Origin of the sequence: Paenibacillus lactis, from assembly GCF_017873605.1 — a bacterium.
Lineage (GTDB): Bacteria > Bacillota > Bacilli > Paenibacillales > Paenibacillaceae > Paenibacillus_AQ > Paenibacillus_AQ lactis.
Genome location: NZ_JAGGKI010000005.1, coordinates 20,788 through 42,509, shown reverse-complemented (window position 1 = coordinate 42,509; position 21,722 = coordinate 20,788). Strand labels below are relative to the sequence as shown.

Sequence of the window (21,722 nt, the reverse complement as noted above, 5' to 3'; positions counted from 1 at the left end):
GGCGGCACCAGAATCGGAACGATTCTACCAATTTTTCATATAATGCTCGGGATGATGATATCCATTGCGAGTGAGGAGTGAGATTTGTGGATAAAAAGGTGCTTGTCGTTTTCGGTACGCGACCGGAAGCGATCAAAATGGCTCCCTTGGTCAAGGAGTTAGAGCAGACTCCGGGCTTTATGCCGGTTGTCTGTGTCACCGGGCAGCATCGGGAGATGCTCGATCAGGTGCTTCAATTTTTCGATATTCATGCTGACATGGATTTGAATATGATGAAGGAAGGGCAAAGCCTGTACAGCCTAAGTGCGGATCTGCTCCGGGGGATGGAAGAGGTCTTTCAAAAGAACAAATATGATATGGTCCTCGTCCATGGGGATACGACAACGGCTTTTATTGGAGCGTTGGCGGCCTATTATGCAAAGGTGCCGATCGGCCATGTGGAGGCGGGCCTTAGAACCTATGACAAGTACGCGCCTTTTCCCGAGGAAATGAACCGGGAGTGGATCGGCCGGGTTGCGGACATGCATTTTGCCCCGACAAGGCTGGCGGCTGAGCATCTGATGAAGGAGAATCGGACCCGGCATATCTATGTAACGGGAAACACGGGGATCGATGCGATGAAATGGACGTTGAGCGCGCCGTTTACGCATCCGCTGCAGCACAAGCTCAGAAAGGATACGCGCTGGATTCTGATGACCATGCATCGCAGAGAGAATTGGGGCGAGCCGATGAGCCATGTGTTTCAAGCGATCAAACAGCTGATCCGGGAAAATCCGGACATCGAGGTGATCTATCCGGTTCATCCGAACCCTGCGATTCAGAAGGCGGTATCGGATGGATTGGCGGGAGAGGATCGGGTACACCTGACTGCGCCGCTGGACGTCGTGGATCTGCATCATATCATGAAGCGCTCGTACATGGTGTTGACGGATTCCGGAGGCATTCAGGAGGAAGCCCCTTCTCTAGGCAAACCGGTCCTTGTTCTGCGCGACAAGACGGAGAGGCCGGAAGGCGTAATTGCGGGAACCTTGAAATGTGTCGGGACAGATACGCGAGCCGTTGTAAAGGGAATCAAGGAACTGTTATTCGATCCGAGGGCATATGCGGCCATGGCCAAGGCGGCCAATCCGTTCGGGGACGGCACCGCCTCCGCGCAGATCGTAAGCGCAATCCGCAACTATTTTGACGCATCCGGTGAGTAGGTTCTAAGCAGCTCGCTGGATTTTGCCTCCCGCAGGGGTTTATAATAGAGGCTAAGATCTAAAGCGAAAGGATTTTTTAGCTATGGCAAATACGCACGTTTATCCGCGCAGGGAGGAAATCGCTAATGCCATTACCCATGGCATAGGGGCGGCGCTCAGCGTGGCCGCGCTGGTGCTCCTGATCGTGTTTTCCAGTCTGAAAGGCACGGCTTGGCATGTGGTGAGCTTCACGATTTACGGTACGACGATGCTGCTGCTGTATTTGAATTCCACGCTCGTGCACAGCCTCAAGGAGGGGAAGGCAAAGGATTTTTTCGAGTTTATGGATCATTCCTCCATCTACTTGTTCATTGCCGGAACCTATACGCCGTTTCTGCTTGTCGCCGTCCGCGGCACGCTTGGCTGGAGCCTGTTCGGCGTGGTATGGGGAATCGCGATCGCAGGCTGCATATTTAAAGCGTTCTTTGTGAAAAAGTTTCTGTTTCTGTCGACCATCTTTTACATTGCAATGGGCTGGCTGATCGTTATTGCCTGGAATCCGCTGACCGCCGTGGTTGCGCCCCAAGGCATAAACCTGCTTGTTATTGGCGGCCTTCTGTACACGCTGGGCACGATTTTCTATGTATGGCGCGGCTTCCCGTATCACCATGCCATCTGGCATTTGTTCGTGCTGGCCGGTTCGGTGCTTCATTTCTTTGCAATTTTGATATACCTTCTTCCGATCGGATGAAGGGCCGCATAAACCGTTGATCACCAAATTGAAGGATGACAAGGGAAATATCTTGACATCCTTCTTTGTTTTATGTATGATAAGTTTCGTTAAGTGAACTGTAAAGTGTTTTTCCTTGACGAGGGGGTGCCCTGCATGAGTCAGGAGAATCGGCTCGAGAAGACGAATCGGATCAATCTGTTGTTCGATTTCTATGAGCAGCTGCTGACAGAGAAGCAGCGGACCTTTCTGAAATATTACTTCCTGGATGATTTTTCCCTGGGGGAAATCGCAGGAGAATTTGAAATCAGCCGTCAGGCCGTTTACGAGCATATTAAACGCGCGGAGCAGGTGCTGGAGTCCTATGAGGAGAAGCTTGGGCTTCTGAAGAAGCACGACGCGCGGATCCGTGAGCTGGATAAGCTTCAGGAACGGCTCGCGGTCAGCGGATTGAATGATGAAGAGAAACACGTGATGACCGATATGGTTGAACGATTGAAGATATGGGATTAAGTACGAACGGAGGTGGCGGATATGGCGTTTGAAGGATTGACCAGCAGACTGCAGAACGTATTCAGCAAGCTTCGCGGCAAGGGCAAGGTATCCGAGGAAGATGTAACAGCCGCCATGCGTGAGGTTCGGCTCGCGCTATTGGAAGCCGATGTTAACTTCAAAGTGGTTAAGGATTTTGTGGCCAAGGTGAAGGAGAAGGCCATCGGGAAAGAAGTGATGGACAGCTTCACGCCCGGCATGGTCATCATCGATATCGTTAATAAGGAATTGACCGAGCTGATGGGCGGAACCCAGTCGAAGCTGGCCAAGAGCAGCAAGCCGCCTACGGTAATCATGATGGCGGGTCTGCAAGGTGCAGGTAAGACGACGACCTCGGGCAAGCTGGCGAAGCTGCTGCAGAAGCAGAACAGCCGCCCGCTGCTCGTCGCAGGCGATATTTACCGCCCGGCTGCGATCAAGCAGCTCCAGGTGCTTGGCGAACAGATTAAAGTGCCGGTGTTTTCGCTCGGAGACAAGACAAGCCCGGTGGAGATTGCGAAGCAGGGCTTGCAGCATGCCAAGGACAACGGCCATGATTATGTCATCATCGATACTGCCGGACGCCTTCATGTCGATGAAGAGCTGATGGAGGAGCTGAAGCAAATCCACAGCGCGGTGAACCCGGATGAGGTTCTGCTCGTGGTGGATGCCATGACGGGTCAGGATGCGGTGAATGTGGCTGAGAGCTTCAATCAGCAGCTTACTCTGACCGGCGTCGTGCTGACCAAGCTCGACGGCGATACCCGCGGCGGCGCGGCCTTGTCGGTCAAGGCCGTCACAGGATGTCCGATCAAATTCGCCGCACTCGGCGAGAAGATCGATGCGCTTGAGCCTTTCCATCCGGAACGGATGGCTTCCCGGATTCTCGGCATGGGCGATATGCTTTCCTTGATCGAGAAGGCGCAGTCGAACATCGACGCCGAGAAAGCGAAGGAAATGGAACGTAAAATGCGCAACGCGGAGTTTACGTTCGAGGATTTCTTGGAGCAGATGGAGCAGGTGAAGAAGCTTGGCCCGCTTGATCAGCTGATGGATATGATCCCCGGCATGGGCAAGATGAAGCAGGCAAAGGATCTGAAGGTGGATGAGAAGCAGATGGGGCGCATCGAGGCGATCGTGCATTCGATGACGACCGAAGAGAAGCAGCAGCCTGACATCATCAACCATAACCGCCGGAAGCGGATTGCCGCTGGCAGCGGAACATCGCTCGCCGAGGTGAACCGTCTCATCAAGCAATTCGACGAGATGCGGCGCGTCATGAAGCAGTTTTCGGATATGATGGGCCCTAAGGGCGGCAAGAACAAGGCACTGAAACAGCTTAAAGGATTAACCGGCAAAGGAATGAAGTTTCCTTTCCGTTAAGAAGGATAGATGCAAGGACATCTGTTGAAGGAGGTGAATGTTGAAATGGCAGTACGTATTCGTCTGAAACGCATGGGTGCTCACAAGGCTCCTTTCTACCGCGTGGTGGTTTCTGATTCCCGTTCCCCGCGTGATGGTCGTTTTATCGAGGAAATCGGTTATTACAATCCGGTTGCACAACCGGTTGAAGTTAAGATCGATGAGGAAAAAGCTCTTCAGTGGCTTCAAAACGGTGCGCAAGCATCCGATACCGTTCGCAACTTGCTGAGCAAAGCGGGCGTTATGAAGAAGTTCCATGAGCTGAAGCATCAGAAATAAGACTGATCGCGAGGGTTATCTATGGAAGAATTAGTTCGCGTTATTGCTAAGGCTTTAGTGGATCATCCAGAAGATGTGACTGTAAAGACAGTTGAGAAGGAGCATCTGATTGTATATGAGCTGCACGTGCATCCTGACGATGTCGGGAAGGTCATAGGCAAGCAGGGGCGTATTGCCAAATCACTGCGTACAGTCGTAACATCAGCGGCAGTCAAAATGGATAAACGGGTGACCGTTGATATCATTTCTTAAAATATACGAAAGGGGGTTAGGATGCATGTCCTAGCCCTTTTTCGTACATGCTGAAGAAACCGGGGTTACCCTCATGTCAGCGATCATTCATTATGTGTGCAGGAGGAACACCATGTCAGAGAAGTTACTTACGGTAGGTAAAATCGTAAACACGCACGGCATTCGCGGAGAAGTCAAAGTGATGCCGTATTCGGATTTTGCAGACCAGCGATTTGCGAGCAAAAGTCAGCTGCACATCGTTCCGGAGCAGGGAAGCCCGATTGAGGTGACGGTGGACACGTCCCGCTTTCATAAGAATATGTATATTGTGAAATTCAAGGAGCTTCACGGCATTAACGAGGTCGAGAAATTCAAGGGAGCTCTCTTGAAAATTACGGCCGATCTTCAAGAGGAGCTTCCGGAGAACGAGTATTACTTCCATGAAATCATCGGATGCCGTGTCGTCACGGATGAGGAGCCGCCCGAGGAACTCGGCGTCATCTCCGAGATCTTGACCCCGGGTGCTAATGATGTCTGGGTCGTAAAGACACCGAAGGGCAAACAGATTTTGCTTCCGGCAATCCCTGATGTCGTGCTAGATGTGGATAAAGAAGCCAAGCTGGTACGTGTTCATCTGATGGAAGGGCTGTTATAAACAATGAAGATCGATGTGTTGACACTGTTCCCGGAGATGTTCGATGGCGTTTTTCATTCGAGTATTCTGGGCAAGGCTGCCGAGAAGGAGATTGTGAAGCTGAACGCCATCAACTTCCGTCCTTATGCGGGCAATAAGCACGGTACAGTGGATGATACTCCGTACGGCGGGGGAGGCGGTATGGTGTTGAAGCCGGACCCGATCTTCGCAGCGGTGGAGGATATCTTGTCAAGGACAGAGCTTCCGGAGGGACAGGACTCGCCCCAAGCGAATGCTGATGCTTTCATGGAACCCGGAGAGCAGAAGCGGCCGCGGATTATTCTGATGTGCCCGCAAGGGGAGACCTTTACCCAGAGCAAAGCGGAGGAGCTGTCGCAGGAGGAGCATCTCATCTTTATCTGCGGTCATTATGAGGGCTATGACGAGCGAATTCGGGAACATCTCGTGACCGATGAGCTGTCCATCGGGGATTATGTTCTCACCGGCGGGGAGCTGCCGGCCATGGTGATTATCGATTCCGTCGTCAGACTTCTGCCTGGTGTGCTGGGCAATGAGACATCGGCCGTAACGGACTCGTTCAGCACCGGACTGCTTGAATATCCGCATTATACCAGACCGGCTGAATTCCGCGGCTGGAAGGTCCCGGATATTCTGCTCAGCGGGCATCATGCCAATATCGACCAATGGCGGCGTGAGCAGGCGCTTCTGCGCACATGGCAGCGGCGTCCCGAATTGCTGGAGCGGCTTGAGCTGTCCAAGAAGGATCAAGCCTTTCTGGACAAGCTGCGCAGCAAAGCGGAAGCACCAACCGAATCATAGCATTGAGAAAGAGGCCTGGAGTAAAAGGGCCTTTTTTTCGTTTTTCTCATAATACAAAGGCCGTGCTTTACATACAGTAATGATAGTCTGACTTGTTGAGAGGGTCATGAAATCGTACGGTGTCCATGGCACGGCTGCTTCAGTTGCCGGCATATTCTATAAGGATGAGTACTGTGCTTTAAGTAGTTTTATGGGGAGCGACAACGGAGCGTAGGGGTGAGAAGGACTTATGCGGGGGAGAAGAAACGGCGGGCGGCTGAGAGCAGGAATCCAGGAGGTTGGAACAGGCACAATTCGAGTAAGGAAGGCGCAATTGACCCAGTATATTACGTTGACGGAGCAGATAGCAGGATTGCTCAACGCCTTCGCGCAGCAGCCGGAATACGAGGATTTTACCAGAATCAAGACGACGCTGCAAAGCTTGAATGAGCTTGTCTCCGGGATGGGATTTACGTCTAAGGAGCGACGGGTTTTCCGGCAGAGTGTGCAGCAGGTAGCTACGATTCCCAATACGAATAACTTGCCGCATATATGGACGAGAATCGATGCCGTGCTTGCTCTGATTCGGTCTTACGGGGAGCGCATCGGTGTTGGAGAGGTGATTATCCAGGCTTTAACCGGTTTACAGGATGTTGCTCCGGGAGAGGGAATGTCCGGCACCGATCAAGCAGAGCCAGTGAATCTGACGAACCCGTCCCGGCTTGATCGTACAGCAGCTGATAAAGAGGCTGAACAGGGGACGAGAATGCGTCTTAGCGCCGTCGTGCAAGAGATGGACGAACAGCCGGGCCGCTTCGACGACGACTCCTCTCAGCAGCCTGCACTGCCCAAGCAGTCTACGGAAGAGATGTATACGCTTCAGCAGCCTAATGAGTCGGAAACGGTATCGGAGCGTTTAGATCAACAGCTGATGAGCGGCGCACACGCGCATGCGGGGGAAATCGCTGAGCAGGATAAGCAAGCCAATGCTCCGGAAACGGCACCGCACGCTTTACTGCCTGCCGCAAGGACAAGTTCAGAGGCTGCTCGGAAGGATACCGTCCAGGAGCACCCAGAAGGCTTGCAGAGAAGGCATGAGAAGGAGCCAGGTATCGCTGATGGCCAGGGGCGCACAGCTGCAATAGGGATGTCGGGGCCGACCGTTCCTGAGGGGAAGACATTACCGGTAGCTCCAACAGAACCGGAGGAGGGATCGGGGGAAGAGGAAGCGAGAACAACAGAGACCGTCTCGCCTGCGCCTCAGCAGGGACCTGGCAGCGCCTCCGGAGGAGCAGTGAATCGTCCAGTCGCGGTTACCGGTTCAGCAGGCTTAAACAGGCCTGCAGGGGCCTCTGAATCGATTGAGGATGCCGAGTCTACAAGAGCATCCAGCTCAAGGGGACCGCATGGCCAGAAAAGCGAAACGGATCAAGCAAATCCTGCCCGTATCGAAGCGACCGGACCGGCAGGATCGGGCGTATCCGATCCGGTGGTCGGAGGCACCGTGCTGTATACCGGTGATGGCGGAAGCCAGCATGTCATGCCCCATTCGCCTGTCGCTTTTACCGCCAGTACACTGCAAGGGGTGTCTTTTAACGGCACCGATTCGTTAACGATTAGGTCAGCGGGCTTTTACTACTTGGAATGGAGGATATCACTCCCGCCCGGCCAAACAGCGCCTAGCTCGTTCGGGATTGTAATCGATGGTAATAAGAGCGGCACGGCAGGCCTTTCTTCGAATTCGGGCAAAGCCTTAGTGTCAGGATCCGCCGTCTTGAATTGTAGTGTTGGCAATACCCTTGCCCTTTATAATCGATCGGAGGCAGCAGTAACGGTAAAAGCCTCCCAACTATCGATATCCAAAATCAGAAATTAGTTTGTTGGTGCATCGTTCTATCTGTTGGGTAATAAGTATTTGTGATCAACGAGAAGTACTAGGAGGTATACGGAAATGACGGAACGTACCAATCATTACGAATCCAGCAGCGAAAAAAACGAAAATGCCGATGTCCAATTCCGCACGGTGGACGACATCCTCGAATATTACAGCAAGCGCCATAAAGGCATCCAGGATACAAAAGAATCCGTAAACTAATGAATCCCAAAGCCACTTTCGGTGTTAGCCGGCGGTGGTTTTTTAATTCGGCGATGCCAGGATATGGATGACCGAGGAGGCTGATTAACAATTTCACTTGATTCAGCCCATAAAATATGTTAATATTTCTTTTGTTGTGAGTACGGTGGTCCGCTGCGGATAATGAAGGAAACAATACATGATTTCCGGAAGATGCAAGAACGCCTGTGTGAGAGGAGGGAGTCCTAGATGAATATCGTACAAGCGATTACTCAAGAACAACTGCGCAAGGATATTCCGAGCTTTCGTCCTGGTGACACTTTGAAAGTGCACGTTAAGGTTATCGAGGGATCTCGTGAGCGTATCCAGCTGTTCGAAGGTGTAGTAATTAAACGTCGCGGTGGCGGAATCAGTGAGACTTTTACAGTTCGTAAAATTTCTTACGGTGTTGGTGTGGAAAGAACTTTCCCAATCAACTCGCCAAAAATCGAGAAAATCGAAGTGGCTCGCCGTGGTAAAGTGCGTCGTGCGAAGCTTTATTATCTTCGTGAACTGCGCGGTAAAGCAGCGAGAATTAAAGAAATTCGTCGTTAATTACAAGGCGGTAAAGGGGGCTTGTGCGTATATACAAGCCCCTTTTGTATATCCAAAATTTGCGATAGAACGAAGTAATCGTTAGAGAAGGACGGTGGATTATGCAGAAAAATCATGAGGGAGCAATGGATCCTGGTGTGGAGAAACCAGCCAAGAAGGCAAAGAATGAGTTATTGGAATGGCTGAAGGCACTTCTCATCGCGCTGGTACTCGTTGTTCTGATTCGCTGGCTTCTCTTCAAACCGTTTATCGTACAAGGTCCATCTATGGAGCCTAACTTTGTATCCAATCAAAAGCTGATCGTAAATGAGATCCTGTACGATTTCCGCAAGCCGGAGCGGGGGGAAGTCATTGTGTTCCATGTACCGGACGAAGGCAGGGATTTCATTAAGCGTGTCATCGCCGTTGCAGGAGACACTGTAAAAGTGGAAGGCGATAAGGTGTTTGTCAATGGAGAGCAAATCAATGAAACCTACATACAGGAAGCAATTGATCAGGCCCATGCTGAAGGCAGATTATACAACAATACGGATTTCCCGAATTCCTTCGTAACGGAAGGGGTCGTGCCTGAAGGGCATGTATTTGTGATGGGAGACAACCGGTCGAACAGCACCGACAGCCGGATGATTGGATATGTCCCTTTGGGGGATATTATTGGTCGGGCCGATTTGGTTTTTTGGCCGCTGAAAGATATTGGGATCGTCAATCATTAACGGTTTCGATCTAGTTTACAGTACAAGTTGTTTTCAGAGTATAGTGAGGTGACGACGTTTGACAATACAATGGTTCCCCGGACATATGACCAAAGCGCGCCGCCAAATTCAGGAGAAGCTGAAGCTCATCGATGCGGTCATCGAGCTGATCGATGCCAGGCTTCCACTCTCCAGCCGAAACCCGATGGTTGATGAGATTCTGCAGGGCAAGCCGCGGCTGATGCTCATGAATAAAGCCGATTTGGCGGATCCCGAAGTTACGCGGCAGTGGATCGCTTATTTCAAAGAACAAGGACAGCCGGCCTTCCCGGTTGACGCTTCCACCGGAACGGGAGTCAAGGAGATTCCCGGCCAGATCAAGCTGCTGCTCAAGGAGAAGATCGACAAGCAGATCGCCAAGGGCATGAACCCGCGCGCGATGCGCGTCTTGATCGTGGGCATACCGAATGTGGGCAAATCTACCCTGATCAATCGGCTAGCCGGCCGGAACATTGCGGAGACGGGAGATCGGCCGGGAGTCACCAAGGGCCAGCAATGGATCAAGGTTACCGGCGGCGAGATGGAGCTGCTGGATACCCCGGGTATCCTGTGGCCGAAATTCGAGGATCAGAATGTAGGATACCGGTTGGCCGTGACCGGAGCGATCAAAGAGGAAATTTTGAACGTGGAGGATATTGCGTTCTTTGCAATCAAATATTTCTCCAAGTACTATTGGGACGCGATGAGCGAGCGCTTCGATCTGAAGGAGCGTCCGAGCGATTTCGAGAATCCGGATGAGATCGTGTCCGTCATGGAGGCCATCGGCCGGAAGCGGGGATGCATCGTGAGCGGAGGAAGGGTGGATCTGGAGAAGGCCTCCAGCATCTTCCTGCGCGAGCTGCGTGCAGGGAAGCTGGGCCGCTACTCCATGGAATCCCCATATTAAGCCGTTCATCATAACCGTTCGCATGCAAGAGCTGCGAGCCCGGTAAAGATCAAAAAAAACCGTCCTTCGGTGTTAGCCGACAGGTCGGTTTTTTTTGTCCTGAAGAATAGTGAAGAGCTGGCAATCCTTAGTCCCCTGTCGATTCGCGAAAGATCGGCTTGGTCTGGATATGGGTGACTTGGTAAGGCTGTGAAGGCTCTTTGATCCGGGATAACAGCATGTTTGCTGCCGTAATCCCCATTTCGTTGCTGTAAATGTGGACCGTCGTCAAATGAGGCTCAACGATGCGCGATTCGTTGGCGTTGTCAAATCCGGTGACGACGATGTCCTCCGGAATGTGAAGGTCTTTGTTTTTGAGCGCTTTCATGACATTCACCGCAATAAAATCATTGGCGCATACGAAGCCGGAAGGCAGATGCTTCATCTCACCCAGCCGCTTGTCCATCCAATCGGAATCGGAGAAAAATTCCCGGTCCGGGTTCAAGACGCACTGGTTAAGGTCCAAGGAAATGCCCTTCTCGTTCAATGCGCGCGTGAAGCCCGTCCAGCGCTCATGGAAGCTTTTGCAATGATGATAATCCCCGATAAATCCTAAAGTTCTGCACCCCTTATCGATCAGCTGCTTCGTTAAACGGTACGTGCTGTGCTCGTTCTCCATCAGCAGCAGGTCGGCCTCCAGATCAGGGTAGAACAGGTCTGCCGCGCAGTCGATGAAGATGGTCGGCAGGCCGAGGCTTGTAATCTTCTTGCTGTACTCCAAATCAAACAGCTCAATGCAGATCATCCCGTCCACCTTGGAGGCCTCGAAATTGTTGGGCAGCATGAGCGAGGCCCGATCGATGTCCCTGACGATATGAATGGATAAATTATAGCCTTCGGCGCTGATCCGCTTCTCCAATCCGCTGATGAGCCGTGAGCCAAAGTGGGAGTTGCTCGGCATATTCGCCGTGAGCAATGCGATATTGCCCGGAGGTTTTGTCATAAGATTGTCCGATTCCATGTACGCAAACTGCTTATATTTTAGCTCGATCGCTTTCTTAATGACCTTATTGCGGGTCTCGTCCGGGATGCTGGCGCTGCCGTTGAGCGCCTTGGACGCCGTGTTCCTAGAAATGCCGAGCGCATCGGCGATGTCCTGGATTGTGACTTTCTCTTTTGCCATGTACGGGAGTTCACCTCGAATTCAAATTCAAACCTAAAGTCCGCAGGGCGGCCGTTATGACTTGCGGCTTGATTACCTTATGTCCAATGTATAATAGATCAGACAAAATAGCAACTTAAACTTTACAAATGCACAATTATATTTACATTTACACACGCTGATAAAGTGATATAAAGCAGGGCAATCAGCCTGGATTTTTTATTATGTATCACTTAACAAGGGGTTTGGGGGGGCGTTCCCTACCAAGCTTTAATTCATGATTTAACAGACATTTCAGTGTATAAGCTAAACATATTGAACATTTATTTATTATCAAATGCACAAAAATAAATTTACAAAAGTTATTGACTCGTTGGGCATCCTTTGTTAAATTGTAAAAGCAATGAACAACCGCAGTGGGAAAATGAAAACCCTTACTGTAAACTTTTTTGAGTGAAACGGAGGTAGAAGGTTTGGAAAGCTCGGCAGAAATCGATCAACAGTCTATGGTGCGCAGAGAGAGGCGATCCGCGGGGAAGGGGCTCGAATTCCTGAAAAAAAACTACTTTCTGTACATCCTGCTTGCTCCGGCGCTTATACTGACCCTTATTTTCAAATATGTGCCGATGTACGGCGCGATCATTGCCTTCAAGGACTTCAGCCCGATCAAAGGGATTTTGGGGAGCGAATGGGTGGGGCTGAAGCATTTCGAGAAGTTTCTATCTTCGCCTAATTTCGATGTCATTTTTATGAATACGCTTAAACTAAGCTTTTTCGGCCTCATCTTCAGCTTCCCGGTGCCTATCATTTTGGCGCTGATGCTGAATCAGATCCGCAGAGCATCCGTGAAGAAAAATATTCAGCTCTTCCTGTACGCCCCCAATTTTATTTCGGTTGTCGTCATTGTCGGGATGCTCTTCATCTTCTTGTCGCCGACCGGTCCGATTAACCAGTTCGTGATCTGGATCACGGGCGAGCCTCTCATGTTCATGTCGAAGCCGGAGTATTTCCGATGGATTTATATATTATCGGATATTTGGCAGGGAGCCGGATGGGCATCGATCATTTATGTGGCGGCACTCGCGAACGTCGATCCGGAGCTGCATAACGCTGCTAGCCTGGACGGCGCCAATCTGCTCCAACGAATCCGCAACATCGATCTTCCGACGATCCGGCCGATCATGGCCATCGTATTCATTCTCGCGGCCGGCGGCATCATGTCGATCGGGTTTGAAAAGGCCTACTTGATGCAAACCTCGATGAACCTTCCGGCTTCCGAGATTATCGCAACCTATGTGTACAAGGTCGGCTTGCAATCGGGTGACTATGCCTATTCCGCCGCGGTGGGACTCTTTAACTCGGTCATTAACGTCATCCTGCTGATCTCGGTAAACTTCATCGTCAAGAAACTAAATGAGGGAGAAGGCCTCTACTAGGAAGGAGTTAAATTGTATGGCCGTCAAGCACTCGCGGTTCGACCGTTTTCTGTTAACGATCATCGGAATTTTTCTTACTCTTGCCGTCCTCATCGTCGTCGTGCCGCTGGTTTACATTGTCGTGGCTTCGTTTATGGATCCGACGGTGCTGCTGAGCAAGGGACTCTCGTTTAACTTGTCGGATTGGAGCCTCGAAGGCTACAAAAAAATTCTGTCCAATCCCGCGATGGTTCGAGGGTTCGGGAACGCCGTGTTTTATTCGGCAGCCTTTGCGTTTGTCACCGTAACCGTATCGGTCTGTGCCGGATATGCCCTTTCCGAAAATAGGCTCGCCGGCCGGCATGTATTCATGACCTTGTTTATCATCACGATGTTCTTCGGCGGCGGACTGATTCCTACATACCTGCTGGTAAGGGAGCTGGGCATGCTGAATACGGTATGGGCTGTCATCATACCTGGAGCCGTCAACGTGTGGAATATTATTTTGTCCAGAACCTTCTTCAAGGGCATCCCGAAGGAGCTGAAAGAGGCGGCCAATGTGGATGGAGCATCGGATAAGCGGATTTTCTTCGGAATCGTGCTGCCTTTATCGAAGCCGATCATTTTTGTCCTTGCCCTATATGCATTTGTCGGCCAATGGAACGCATTCTTCGATGCCATGATCTACCTGGAGGATCCGAAGCTGCACCCGCTGCAGCTGGTGCTCCGGTCGATCCTGATCCAAAACCAGGCGGCTCCCGGCATGATCAACGACCAGCTTGCCATGGCAGAGCTGAAGCGGCTGTCCGAGATGATCAAGTACTCCGCGATTGTCATCTCAAGCCTTCCGCTGCTTGTCATGTACCCGTTCTTCCAGAAATACTTCGAGAAAGGCGTCATGGTCGGTTCCTTGAAATAGGCACCCCCTGAGCATAAATAGCAATGATATGGAGGTCATTCGAATGAAAAAGACAAGAACCCAAAGAACCGCAGGCAAGGTCATGTCGATATCGGCGCTCGCTGCGCTGCTGCTCCTTTCCGGCTGCGGCGGGGGCGGCAAGGCGGAGAGCGAATCGCCGGACGGGAAGGTAACGCTCAACTTCCTGACGCAAAGCTCGCCGCTTGCGCCGGCCGACCCGAACGACAAATTGATTAACAAGCGGCTGGAGGAGAAGACGGGCATTCATATCAACTGGAAAAATTACACCAGCGACGTTTTTGCGGAGAAACGGAATTTGGCCGTAGCCAGCGGCGATCTCCCGGACGCGATCTTTGACGCCGGATACGGCGATTACGATCTGCTGAAGCTGGCCAAGGACGGGGTCATCATCCCCGTCGAGGATTTGATCGACCAGCATATGCCGAATTTCAAAAAGGTGCTGGAGCAAGCCCCGGAATACCGAAGTTTGATTACGGCACCGGATGGACATATTTATTCGTTTCCGTGGATCGAAGAGCTGGGATCCGGCAAGGAGCGCATTCAATCGGTCGATAACTTCCCGTGGATCAATGTCGAGTGGCTGAACAAGCTCGGGCTTGAGATGCCAACGACGACCGAGGAGTTGAAAGAGGTGCTGATCGCGTTCAAGACGCAGGACCCGAACGGAAACGGGCAAGCGGATGAAATTCCGCTGTCGTTCATCAATAAGCCGGGCGGCGAGGATCTGACCTTCCTTTTTGCATCATTCGGGCTTGGAGAGAACTGGGATCATACCGTGGTCACCGACGATGGAAAGGTCGTCTTCACCGCAGCGGAAGAAGGCTATAAAGATGCCGTGAAGTTTGTGAACGAGCTGTACGAGGAAGGACTTATCGATATCGAAGCGTTCCAGCAGGATTGGAACACCTATCTCGCCAAAGGCAAAGACCATCGATACGGATTGTACTTCACTTGGGATAAAGCGAACATTACCGGCATGAACGATGCCTATGATCTGATGCCGCCGCTTGCCGGTCCGAGCGGGGAGAAGAATGTCACCCGAACGAACGGAATCGGTCTTGACCGCGGCCGAATGGTCATTACAAGCAGCAACAAGCATCTGGAAGAGACCGCTAAATGGGTCGATCAGCTGTATGAGCCGCTGCAGTCGGTACAGAACAACTGGGGGACATACGGAGACGATACGCAGCAGAATATCTTCGAGCTGGACGAGGAGAAGGGAATGCTGAAGCATCTTCCGCTTGAAGGAACCGCCCCGGTCGAACTGCGTCAAAAAACGAGCATTGCGGGGCCGCTCGCAATCCTCGACGAATATTACGGCAAATATACCACGATGCCGGATGACGCGGCATGGAGGCTGAAGCTGATGAAGGATGTTATGGTACCGCATATGAAAGCGGAGAATACGTATCCGAAGGTGTTCTTCTCCATCGAGGAGCTGGACCGGTTGTCCACCATCGAAACGGATTTATTCCCGTACCTGGAGAGAATGCGCACCGAATGGTACCAGAACGGAAAAATCGATCAGGAATGGGATGACTATCTGAAGGAGCTGGATCGTCTTGGACTGCAGGAATGGCTGTCCATCAAACAGGCGGGATATGATCGCAGCACGAAATAAGGACTCAGCAGCCGTGCGGTTTCCGAATATGGCTCACGGCTGCTCTTTTATATGACTACAACTAAAGGAGCACAGATCATGTCAACGATTACACAGGATAACTACCGGGGCGTATATCATTTTTCCCCGAAGCAGAATTGGATGAACGATCCGAACGGGATGGTCTTTTTCAAGGGAGAGTACCATTTATTTTATCAGCATCATCCGTTCGGTACGACTTGGGGACCGATGCATTGGGGGCATGCGGTCAGCAAGGATTTGGTGGCATGGGAAGAGCTTCCGATCGCGCTCTTGCCCGATGAGCATGGCATGATATTTTCCGGAAGCGCCGTTGTCGATTGGCACAATACGACCGGGTTCTTCGATGACGAGCCGGGACTGGTTGCCATCTTTACGCATCATGTCGAAGCTGCCGGCGGCACCGAAGTCAAGCAGTATCAAAGCCTCGCTTACAGCAAAGACAGCGGGAGGACGTGGACGAAATATGCTGGAAATCCGGTACTGAAGCATGAGAGCTACGTTGACTTTCGCGATCCCAAGGTATTCTGGCATGAAGAGACGAAGAGATGGGTCATGATCGTGGCATGCGGACAGACGGTCTGCATCTTTACGTCTCCTGATTTGAAGGATTGGGCTTTTGGAAGCGAGTTCGGTGAAGGGATCGGATCCCACGACGGGGTATGGGAGTGTCCGGACCTGTTCCCGCTGCCGGTCGGCGAAGGGATGACGAAGTGGGTGATGCTCGTTAGCATCGGCGACAATCCGGCGTATGCCGAAGGCTCCCGAACGCAGTTTTTTACCGGTGAGTTCGACGGAGCGTGCTTTAAGCCCGATGAAGCGTCGGCTAGCCGGATCCGCTGGCTCGATCACGGACGGGATAATTATGCCGGCGTCAGCTGGTCGGATATCCCGGAAGCCGATGGCAGGCGTCTATTTATCGGCTGGATGAGCAACTGGAAGTATGCAAACCAGACACCGACTTCCGGCTATCGGGGGGCCATGACCACGGTACGAGAGCTGGAGCTGGAAGAACGCGACGGCGTGGCCGAACTGATTCAGCAGCCGGCGCGTGAGCTGGAGCGTTACCGGAGACCGGTTGTGTCCATTGAGCGGGCAGACGCAGCTACGGTGGCTGCAAAGCTGTCGAAGCTCCGGCTGGACAGCTATGAAATCCATGCGGTCATCAAAGCTGACAGCGCCATTGCGTTTAAAATAAGAACCGGGCCGGAGCAGGAGACGGTCATCGGGTACAGCGGCCCGGCTTCCGAGGTTTATGTGGATCGATCCAGGTCCGGCATCTCGGATTTTCACCCTGCGTTTCCCGGAAGACACGCAGCGCCATTGAAAACCAAGGATGAGCATGTGGAGCTTCGGATATTGGTCGACCGTTCCTCCGTCGAAGTGTTTGCAGGCGGCGGTCAGATCGTCTTCACGGACCTGATCTATCCGGATAAAGCATCGATGGGCTTGACCGTAGAAGCGGACAACGCCGAGCAAGCAGAAGTGATCCGATCTCTTCGTCTCTACGAATTATCGTTGTAACACGCAAAAATATATAGCCAGGTTAGGAGCATGAAGGTATGCGTATCGGAGCAATTGAGGCAGGAGGCACCAAGTTTCTCTGCGGCGTTGGCAATGAGCTTGGGATCATGGAGGATGTCGTCCAATTTCCGACAGAGCATCCGGATGTTACGCTGTCCCGCGTCATTTCCTATTTCAGCGAAAAAAATGTGGATGCGATCGGCATCGGTTCATTCGGCCCGATCGATTTGAAGCCCAGCAGCACTACATACGGGTTCGTGACAACGACGCCGAAGCAGGGCTGGGGACATTGCGACGTGCTCGGGAAACTGAAGAAACATTATGATGTGCCATACGGTTGGGATACGGACGTGAACGCGGCAGCCTACGGCGAAATGGTGTGGGGAGCGGCAAAAGGCTTGGGCAGCTGCGTTTATATAACGATCGGTACCGGCGTAGGGGTCGGCGTATATGCCGAAGGCAGGCTCGTCCATGGACTGGTTCATCCGGAAGGAGGCCATGTCCTGATAAGACGCCATCCTGACGATGAATATGCAGGGGCTTGTCCTTATCACGGAGATTGCTTCGAGGGCATGGCTGCCGGCCCGGCGATCGAAGCGCGCTGGGGCCTGAAAGGCGATCAGCTGCCGGCAGACCACCCGGCCTGGCCTATGGAAGCCTACTATATCGCCCAGGCCGTTACAGGGATCATTTTGACGCATTCCCCGGAGAAGATCATTCTGGGCGGCGGCGTCATGCAGCAGGCCCATCTGTTTCCGCTGGTCCGTTCCGAAGTTCAACGGATATTAAACGGCTATGTGCAGGCGGATGAAATTATGAACCGGATCGAGGAATATATCATTCCACCCGGTTTGGGCTCTCAAGCCGGACTTTACGGTGCGCTGGCACTGGGATTAAAGGCGATTCAAGACCGCCGTTCCGCCGTTTAGCAGCGTTTTCTTATGCGATGGCTGCTCTGCAGCCGCAGGGCAGCTTTCGTCATAGGGACGGGGAAGATTACGAAAAAGGAGTGCAAGATCATCAGCTGCGAATAGGGAAGTTTTAAATACAAGGTTGGATTTGGAGGGAGTATGATGAAATGGTTCGCAAAATTAATCCTGTCTCTAAGCTTGGCTGTCGTGATGGCTGCTTCGAACGCAGCAATATCGTTCGGCGCTTCCAATTCGAGCTTGGATACCCATGCCAGTTTGGTTACCCAGCTGGACAGCGCAGCTTCGGAAGCTGCAGAAGGGAAAAGCGCGATGATTAATGAAAGCGCAATCAACTCGAATGTAACGGGATGGAAGCTGCATGGCAAAGGGCGGATGGAGGTAACAGGGGAGGGACTTCGGCTAACATCGGATCCGCAAGAGAATGTGATGGCCATATCGGAAACGGTCGCCGACGATTTTATTTATGAGGCCGATGTTATGGTAACGGATCCCCAGGCAGATGCCACCCTTCTGTTCCGCTCCGGTGAAGACGGGTGGAGCTCGTACATGCTGCAGCTCGCTCTCGGTGCCGGCGTTATCCGCCTGAAGGATGCTAGCGGCGGGGAAGGTGTCCTTAATGTCGAACGGAAGGTCGAAGCGAAACCGGGAGACATATACCATCTGAGAGTCAAAGCGGAAGGAACCCGGCTTCAGGTTTACTGGGGGCAGCAATATGAACCGGTCATTGATACGGAAGCCGCTGCGCATCGGACGGGCCGCCTCGGGCTGCACGTCTGGAACGGTTCAGCGCTGTTTCAAAACATCCGAGTCAGCGATATGTCTGGCAATACGTTGGAGCCCATCTCCTCCCAAGGATTATGGCAGCCGGATTTGAAGGGGCTCAAGGGCACGGGAGCGGACGGGCTGGAAGCCAAGAAAGTATTCCGGAACCAAGAGGCGGATGTTGTGCTTGAAGGCGATCTGATCCTGAACGGGCAAGGCTCGGCCGGCTTATTATTCAGAAGCAATGCGCAGGGAACGGAAGGGTATGCCGCTGTTCTTCAGCGAGAGGGGGAGCGGGTAAGGGTCTATTTAAAAAAGGCCGACGGGACGATCCTTCACGAATCCCGTGTGACTTATCCGAGTCAACGGGAAAGCCGGCATCATCTGGAAGTAAAAGCGATCGGGGAACGGATTCAAATATTCGTAGACGGTTATGAGCCGGCTGCGATCGACATGGTCGATACGGCCTTCCCTAGCGGATATCACGGTGTTATGGCCAGCTCCGGAATCGCTTATTTTCAAGACGTTTATATAACGCCCTATGCCAGCTACTATACCGAGAAGTATCGGCCGCAGTATCATTACAGTCCGATTCGGGGCTCGGCAAGCGATCCGAACGGACTGGTATATTTTGAAGGGGAGTATCATCTCTTTCACCAGGACGGCGGACAGTGGGCGCATGCCGTCAGCCGGGACCTGATTCATTGGAAACGGCTGCCGATTGCCCTGCCATGGAATGATCTCGGTCATGTCTGGTCCGGCTCCGCGGTTGCCGATACAACGAACGCTTCGGGTTTGTTCGGAAGCTCCGGAGGCAAAGGACTGATCGCCTACTACACCTCCTACAATCCGGACCGGCATAACGGCAATCAAAAAATCGGCCTAGCATACAGCACCGACCGCGGACGGACATGGAAGTACTCGGAAGAGCATCCCGTTGTCATTGAAAATCCGGGGAAGACCGGCGAGGACCCAGGCGGATGGGATTTCCGCGATCCGAAGGTCGTCCGGGATGAGGCCAATAATCGCTGGGTGATGGTTGTATCGGGCGGCGACCATATCCGGTTGTTCACCTCTACCAATCTGCTGAATTGGACCTTGACCGATCAATTCGGATACGGAGCTTACATCCGCGGAGGCGTATGGGAATGTCCGGACCTGTTTCAGCTTCCGGTCGAAGGGAGCAAAAAGCGCAAATGGGTGCTGATGATCAGCACCGGTGCCAATCCGAACACGCAGGGCTCCGATGCCGAATATTTCATCGGTGACTTGACGCCCGAAGGCAAATTCATTAACGACAATCCGGCAGGCACTGTCCTGAAGACGGATTGGGGCAAAGAATACTATGCATCGATGTCTTTCTCCGATATGCCGGACGGGCGAAGGATCATGCTGGCCTGGATGACCAACTGGGATTATCCTTTCAGCTTTCCGACAACGGGGTGGAAGGGGCAGCTGAGCATTCCGAGACAAGTGTCGCTTAAGGAGACGGAGGAGGGAATCCGGATGCATCAGACTCCGATTGAAGAGCTCGCTCAGCTCCGAAGCCCCGTTCTGCACATCACCAACCGCGAGGTGGGGACTTCCGGCGAAAATCTGCTCAAAGGGATCACATCAGGCGCTTATGAAATCGAGGCGGAGCTGGAGCTGCCGCCAACCGGAGCCGCCTCCGAATTTGGGTTCCGGCTGCGTGAAGGTGACGGGCAGAGGACGCTTGTCGGTTACCGCGCAGCCGGCAGCAAGATGTTCGTAGACCGCTCCGCATCCGGCATGACGGATTTCTCAGACTTGTTCTCTACGCTGCACGAAGCCCCGCTCAAGCCTGAAGGCAACCGGATCAAGCTGCGAATATTGGTGGATGAATCCTCGGTAGAAGTGTTCGGCAATGACGGCAGGGTCGTATTCTCCGATGTCATCTTCCCGGATCCGGCCAGCAGAGGCATGAGCTTTTACAGTGAGGGCGGGAAGGTGAAGGTGGTATCGCTTCAAGTCCATGCATTGCAGCATATTTGGAGGGAGGATGAGGCGAAAGAGCCGCGGGTCGTTATGGATACCGAGACGCTTGAGCTATCCTTGGGACAGACCAAACCGCTCTTTGCTTCCATTGATAACGGACAGGGTAAAGGGGCTGACGGGATCGTTTGGTCGTCGAGCGATCCAAAGGTTGCGGAGGTAACGTCATCTGGACATTCGAGCACGGTCATCGTGGCGAAAGGAGAGGGAACTGCCCTCATTACCGCCTCGACGCCGAACGGAAAAGTATCGTCCGGCACGCGCGTGAATGTGACCAGCGGCGTCTTTCATACGAACCTTACCGGTTGGATGTCGGACGTATCCGCATCCCGATGGGTGCTGACCAAGGACGGCATCCGGGGCAGCTATACCGGCGATGCCGCATATATGTCGGACGTATCCGCAGGCAATTTTACGTATGAGGGAGAAATAAGGCTTGGAGACAGCGGGGGTGCCGGATCCCTTCTATTCCGTGCCAGTAGGGACGGTCGCAGCGGATATTATGTGAATCTCGATCCGAATCTCAAGGCGATCCGGCTGTTTTACAAGGTGGAGGGGAGGTTCGAGGAGCGCCAGGTGCTCGCAAGAAAGGCGTCGTTTCTTCAGTCGGGAAGAACGTATCGGATTAAAGTCGAGGCGAACGGACCGCATATCCGGGTAGAGGTGGATGGCCAGGAGCTCGCGGACTTGGAGGACGGCACATTTGCTGAAGGCCGCTTCGGCGTGCACGTGTTCGGCGGCCAAGCGGCTTTCCAGCATCTCTATGCCAGCCATATGTCGAATGCCGAGCTTGAAGTGACCAAGATTGAAAATGCCGCCATGCCCAAAGCGCTGCATGCAGATCGTTCCCAGAACGGGGAGCCGGTTACGGTGCAAGCCCCTGACGGATCGGAGCATCAGCAGTGGGTGCTCGTTCCGGCAGGGAGCGGGACCTATTCGATTCGAACGCTCGAAGGGAAGGCGCTGGATTTGGACACGGGCCAAAATCGGCTTCAACTTTACAGCTACCTCGGATTCAACAACCAGCGCTGGAGGCTTGAACCCAATCAGGACGGAACCGTGGCTATTGTTTCTCCCCATAACGGGCAAGCGCTGGAAGTGACGGAAGACGGCACGAAGCTCCAGCTTGGCGAACCGGCGGGGCAGCGCAGGCAAGCGTGGAGGCTGGAGACGCCGTAACTCAAATAGCAAGGAACATGAGGACGCCATGTCGAATAAGAAAA

Annotated in this window: 20 protein-coding genes; 19 read left to right on the top strand and 1 reads right to left on the bottom strand. The window is 52.8% G+C overall.

Annotation, left to right across the window (positions count from 1 at the left end; translation table 11 throughout):
- Positions 1-86: 86 nt before the first annotated feature.
- The 13 genes from wecB (at position 87) to ylqF (ending at position 10,133) form a co-directional block, all read left to right on the top strand.
- Complete coding sequence (gene wecB / locus J2Z18_RS11070) at positions 87-1,202, top strand: non-hydrolyzing UDP-N-acetylglucosamine 2-epimerase (protein WP_007132105.1); 1,116 nt, start codon at positions 87-89, stop codon at positions 1,200-1,202.
- Positions 1,203-1,284: 82 nt separating this feature from the next.
- Positions 1,285-1,932 (top strand): PAQR family membrane homeostasis protein TrhA, encoded by a 648-nt coding sequence (gene trhA / locus J2Z18_RS11065; protein ID WP_007132104.1) that lies wholly within the window; start codon positions 1,285-1,287, stop codon positions 1,930-1,932.
- Positions 1,933-2,067: 135 nt separating this feature from the next.
- Positions 2,068-2,424 (top strand): putative DNA-binding protein, encoded by a 357-nt coding sequence (locus J2Z18_RS11060; protein WP_007132103.1) that lies wholly within the window; start codon positions 2,068-2,070, stop codon positions 2,422-2,424.
- Positions 2,425-2,445: 21 nt separating this feature from the next.
- Entirely contained in the window at positions 2,446-3,825 is a 1,380-nt protein-coding gene (gene ffh, locus J2Z18_RS11055) for a signal recognition particle protein (RefSeq protein ID WP_007132102.1), read from the top strand.
- Positions 3,826-3,870: 45 nt separating this feature from the next.
- Complete coding sequence (gene rpsP / locus J2Z18_RS11050; protein ID WP_007132101.1) at positions 3,871-4,143, top strand: 30S ribosomal protein S16; 273 nt, start codon at positions 3,871-3,873, stop codon at positions 4,141-4,143.
- Between the two features lie 21 nt (positions 4,144-4,164).
- Entirely contained in the window at positions 4,165-4,395 is a 231-nt protein-coding gene (locus J2Z18_RS11045; protein WP_007132100.1) for a KH domain-containing protein, read from the top strand.
- A gap of 112 nt (positions 4,396-4,507) precedes the next feature.
- Positions 4,508-5,029 carry a ribosome maturation factor RimM gene (gene rimM, locus J2Z18_RS11040; RefSeq protein ID WP_007132099.1) on the top strand — a complete coding sequence of 174 codons (522 nt, stop codon included), beginning with the start codon at positions 4,508-4,510 and terminating at the stop codon, positions 5,027-5,029.
- A gap of 3 nt (positions 5,030-5,032) precedes the next feature.
- A complete protein-coding gene (gene trmD, locus J2Z18_RS11035) occupies positions 5,033-5,848 on the top strand; it encodes a tRNA (guanosine(37)-N1)-methyltransferase TrmD (protein ID WP_007132098.1) in 816 nt (271 codons plus the stop codon).
- A gap of 229 nt (positions 5,849-6,077) precedes the next feature.
- On the top strand, positions 6,078-7,703 hold the full coding sequence (locus tag J2Z18_RS11030) for a collagen-like repeat preface domain-containing protein (protein WP_007132097.1): 1,626 nt from the start codon (positions 6,078-6,080) through the stop codon (positions 7,701-7,703).
- A 75-nt stretch (positions 7,704-7,778) separates the two neighbouring features.
- Positions 7,779-7,922, top strand: coding sequence for a hypothetical protein (locus tag J2Z18_RS11025; RefSeq protein ID WP_007132096.1), 144 nt, complete (start codon positions 7,779-7,781; stop codon positions 7,920-7,922).
- Positions 7,923-8,150: 228 nt separating this feature from the next.
- Entirely contained in the window at positions 8,151-8,495 is a 345-nt protein-coding gene (gene rplS / locus J2Z18_RS11020) for a 50S ribosomal protein L19 (RefSeq protein ID WP_007132095.1), read from the top strand.
- Positions 8,496-8,596: 101 nt separating this feature from the next.
- The gene (gene lepB / locus J2Z18_RS11015; protein WP_007132094.1) at positions 8,597-9,208 is read left to right on the top strand and encodes a signal peptidase I; all 612 of its coding nucleotides are present in this window, start codon (positions 8,597-8,599) and stop codon (positions 9,206-9,208) included.
- 58 nt (positions 9,209-9,266) lie between these two features.
- Positions 9,267-10,133, top strand: a complete 867-nt coding sequence (gene ylqF, locus J2Z18_RS11010; RefSeq protein ID WP_007132093.1) for a ribosome biogenesis GTPase YlqF — start codon at positions 9,267-9,269, stop codon at positions 10,131-10,133.
- Between the two features lie 127 nt (positions 10,134-10,260).
- Here ylqF and J2Z18_RS11005 read toward each other — a convergent pair whose 3' ends face one another.
- A complete protein-coding gene (locus J2Z18_RS11005; RefSeq protein WP_007132092.1) occupies positions 10,261-11,295 on the bottom strand; it encodes a LacI family DNA-binding transcriptional regulator in 1,035 nt (344 codons plus the stop codon).
- 485 nt (positions 11,296-11,780) lie between these two features.
- Here J2Z18_RS11005 and J2Z18_RS11000 point away from each other — a divergent pair, with 485 nt between their 5' ends.
- The 6 genes from J2Z18_RS11000 to J2Z18_RS10975 all read left to right on the top strand — a co-directional run bounded on the left by J2Z18_RS11000 (position 11,781) and on the right by J2Z18_RS10975 (position 21,678).
- The gene (locus J2Z18_RS11000) at positions 11,781-12,710 is read left to right on the top strand and encodes an ABC transporter permease (protein ID WP_050954082.1); all 930 of its coding nucleotides are present in this window, start codon (positions 11,781-11,783) and stop codon (positions 12,708-12,710) included.
- Positions 12,711-12,726: 16 nt separating this feature from the next.
- Positions 12,727-13,608, top strand: a complete 882-nt coding sequence (locus J2Z18_RS10995; RefSeq protein ID WP_007132090.1) for a carbohydrate ABC transporter permease — start codon at positions 12,727-12,729, stop codon at positions 13,606-13,608.
- A gap of 43 nt (positions 13,609-13,651) precedes the next feature.
- Entirely contained in the window at positions 13,652-15,250 is a 1,599-nt protein-coding gene (locus J2Z18_RS10990; RefSeq protein ID WP_007132089.1) for an ABC transporter substrate-binding protein, read from the top strand.
- A gap of 78 nt (positions 15,251-15,328) precedes the next feature.
- On the top strand, positions 15,329-16,792 hold the full coding sequence (locus tag J2Z18_RS10985; protein WP_210094704.1) for a glycoside hydrolase family 32 protein: 1,464 nt from the start codon (positions 15,329-15,331) through the stop codon (positions 16,790-16,792).
- A 38-nt stretch (positions 16,793-16,830) separates the two neighbouring features.
- Positions 16,831-17,721 (top strand): ROK family protein, encoded by an 891-nt coding sequence (locus J2Z18_RS10980; RefSeq protein ID WP_210094703.1) that lies wholly within the window; start codon positions 16,831-16,833, stop codon positions 17,719-17,721.
- A gap of 144 nt (positions 17,722-17,865) precedes the next feature.
- Positions 17,866-21,678: a GH32 C-terminal domain-containing protein gene (locus J2Z18_RS10975; RefSeq protein ID WP_210094805.1), complete on the top strand. Its 3,813-nt coding sequence runs from the start codon at positions 17,866-17,868 to the stop codon at positions 21,676-21,678.
- Positions 21,679-21,722 lie beyond the last annotated feature (44 nt).

What these genes read in the sequence shown, in the direction of transcription:
- J2Z18_RS11005 (WP_007132092.1), bottom strand. Translation starts at nt 11,295, where the DNA reads ATGGCAAAAGAGAAAGTCACAATCCAGGACATCGCCGATGCGCTCGGC.
- rpsP (WP_007132101.1), top strand. Translation starts at nt 3,871, where the DNA reads ATGGCAGTACGTATTCGTCTGAAACGCATGGGTGCTCACAAGGCTCCT.
- J2Z18_RS10990 (WP_007132089.1), top strand. Translation starts at nt 13,652, where the DNA reads ATGAAAAAGACAAGAACCCAAAGAACCGCAGGCAAGGTCATGTCGATA.
- J2Z18_RS10995 (WP_007132090.1), top strand. Translation starts at nt 12,727, where the DNA reads ATGGCCGTCAAGCACTCGCGGTTCGACCGTTTTCTGTTAACGATCATC.
- J2Z18_RS11045 (WP_007132100.1), top strand. Translation starts at nt 4,165, where the DNA reads ATGGAAGAATTAGTTCGCGTTATTGCTAAGGCTTTAGTGGATCATCCA.
- J2Z18_RS10975 (WP_210094805.1), top strand. Translation starts at nt 17,866, where the DNA reads ATGAAATGGTTCGCAAAATTAATCCTGTCTCTAAGCTTGGCTGTCGTG.
- trhA (WP_007132104.1), top strand. Translation starts at nt 1,285, where the DNA reads ATGGCAAATACGCACGTTTATCCGCGCAGGGAGGAAATCGCTAATGCC.
- ffh (WP_007132102.1), top strand. Translation starts at nt 2,446, where the DNA reads ATGGCGTTTGAAGGATTGACCAGCAGACTGCAGAACGTATTCAGCAAG.
- rplS (WP_007132095.1), top strand. Translation starts at nt 8,151, where the DNA reads ATGAATATCGTACAAGCGATTACTCAAGAACAACTGCGCAAGGATATT.
- J2Z18_RS11060 (WP_007132103.1), top strand. Translation starts at nt 2,068, where the DNA reads ATGAGTCAGGAGAATCGGCTCGAGAAGACGAATCGGATCAATCTGTTG.
- J2Z18_RS11025 (WP_007132096.1), top strand. Translation starts at nt 7,779, where the DNA reads ATGACGGAACGTACCAATCATTACGAATCCAGCAGCGAAAAAAACGAA.
- J2Z18_RS10980 (WP_210094703.1), top strand. Translation starts at nt 16,831, where the DNA reads ATGCGTATCGGAGCAATTGAGGCAGGAGGCACCAAGTTTCTCTGCGGC.
- J2Z18_RS11000 (WP_050954082.1), top strand. Translation starts at nt 11,781, where the DNA reads ATGGTGCGCAGAGAGAGGCGATCCGCGGGGAAGGGGCTCGAATTCCTG.
- trmD (WP_007132098.1), top strand. Translation starts at nt 5,033, where the DNA reads ATGAAGATCGATGTGTTGACACTGTTCCCGGAGATGTTCGATGGCGTT.
- J2Z18_RS10985 (WP_210094704.1), top strand. Translation starts at nt 15,329, where the DNA reads ATGTCAACGATTACACAGGATAACTACCGGGGCGTATATCATTTTTCC.
- J2Z18_RS11030 (WP_007132097.1), top strand. Translation starts at nt 6,078, where the DNA reads ATGCGGGGGAGAAGAAACGGCGGGCGGCTGAGAGCAGGAATCCAGGAG.
- lepB (WP_007132094.1), top strand. Translation starts at nt 8,597, where the DNA reads ATGCAGAAAAATCATGAGGGAGCAATGGATCCTGGTGTGGAGAAACCA.
- rimM (WP_007132099.1), top strand. Translation starts at nt 4,508, where the DNA reads ATGTCAGAGAAGTTACTTACGGTAGGTAAAATCGTAAACACGCACGGC.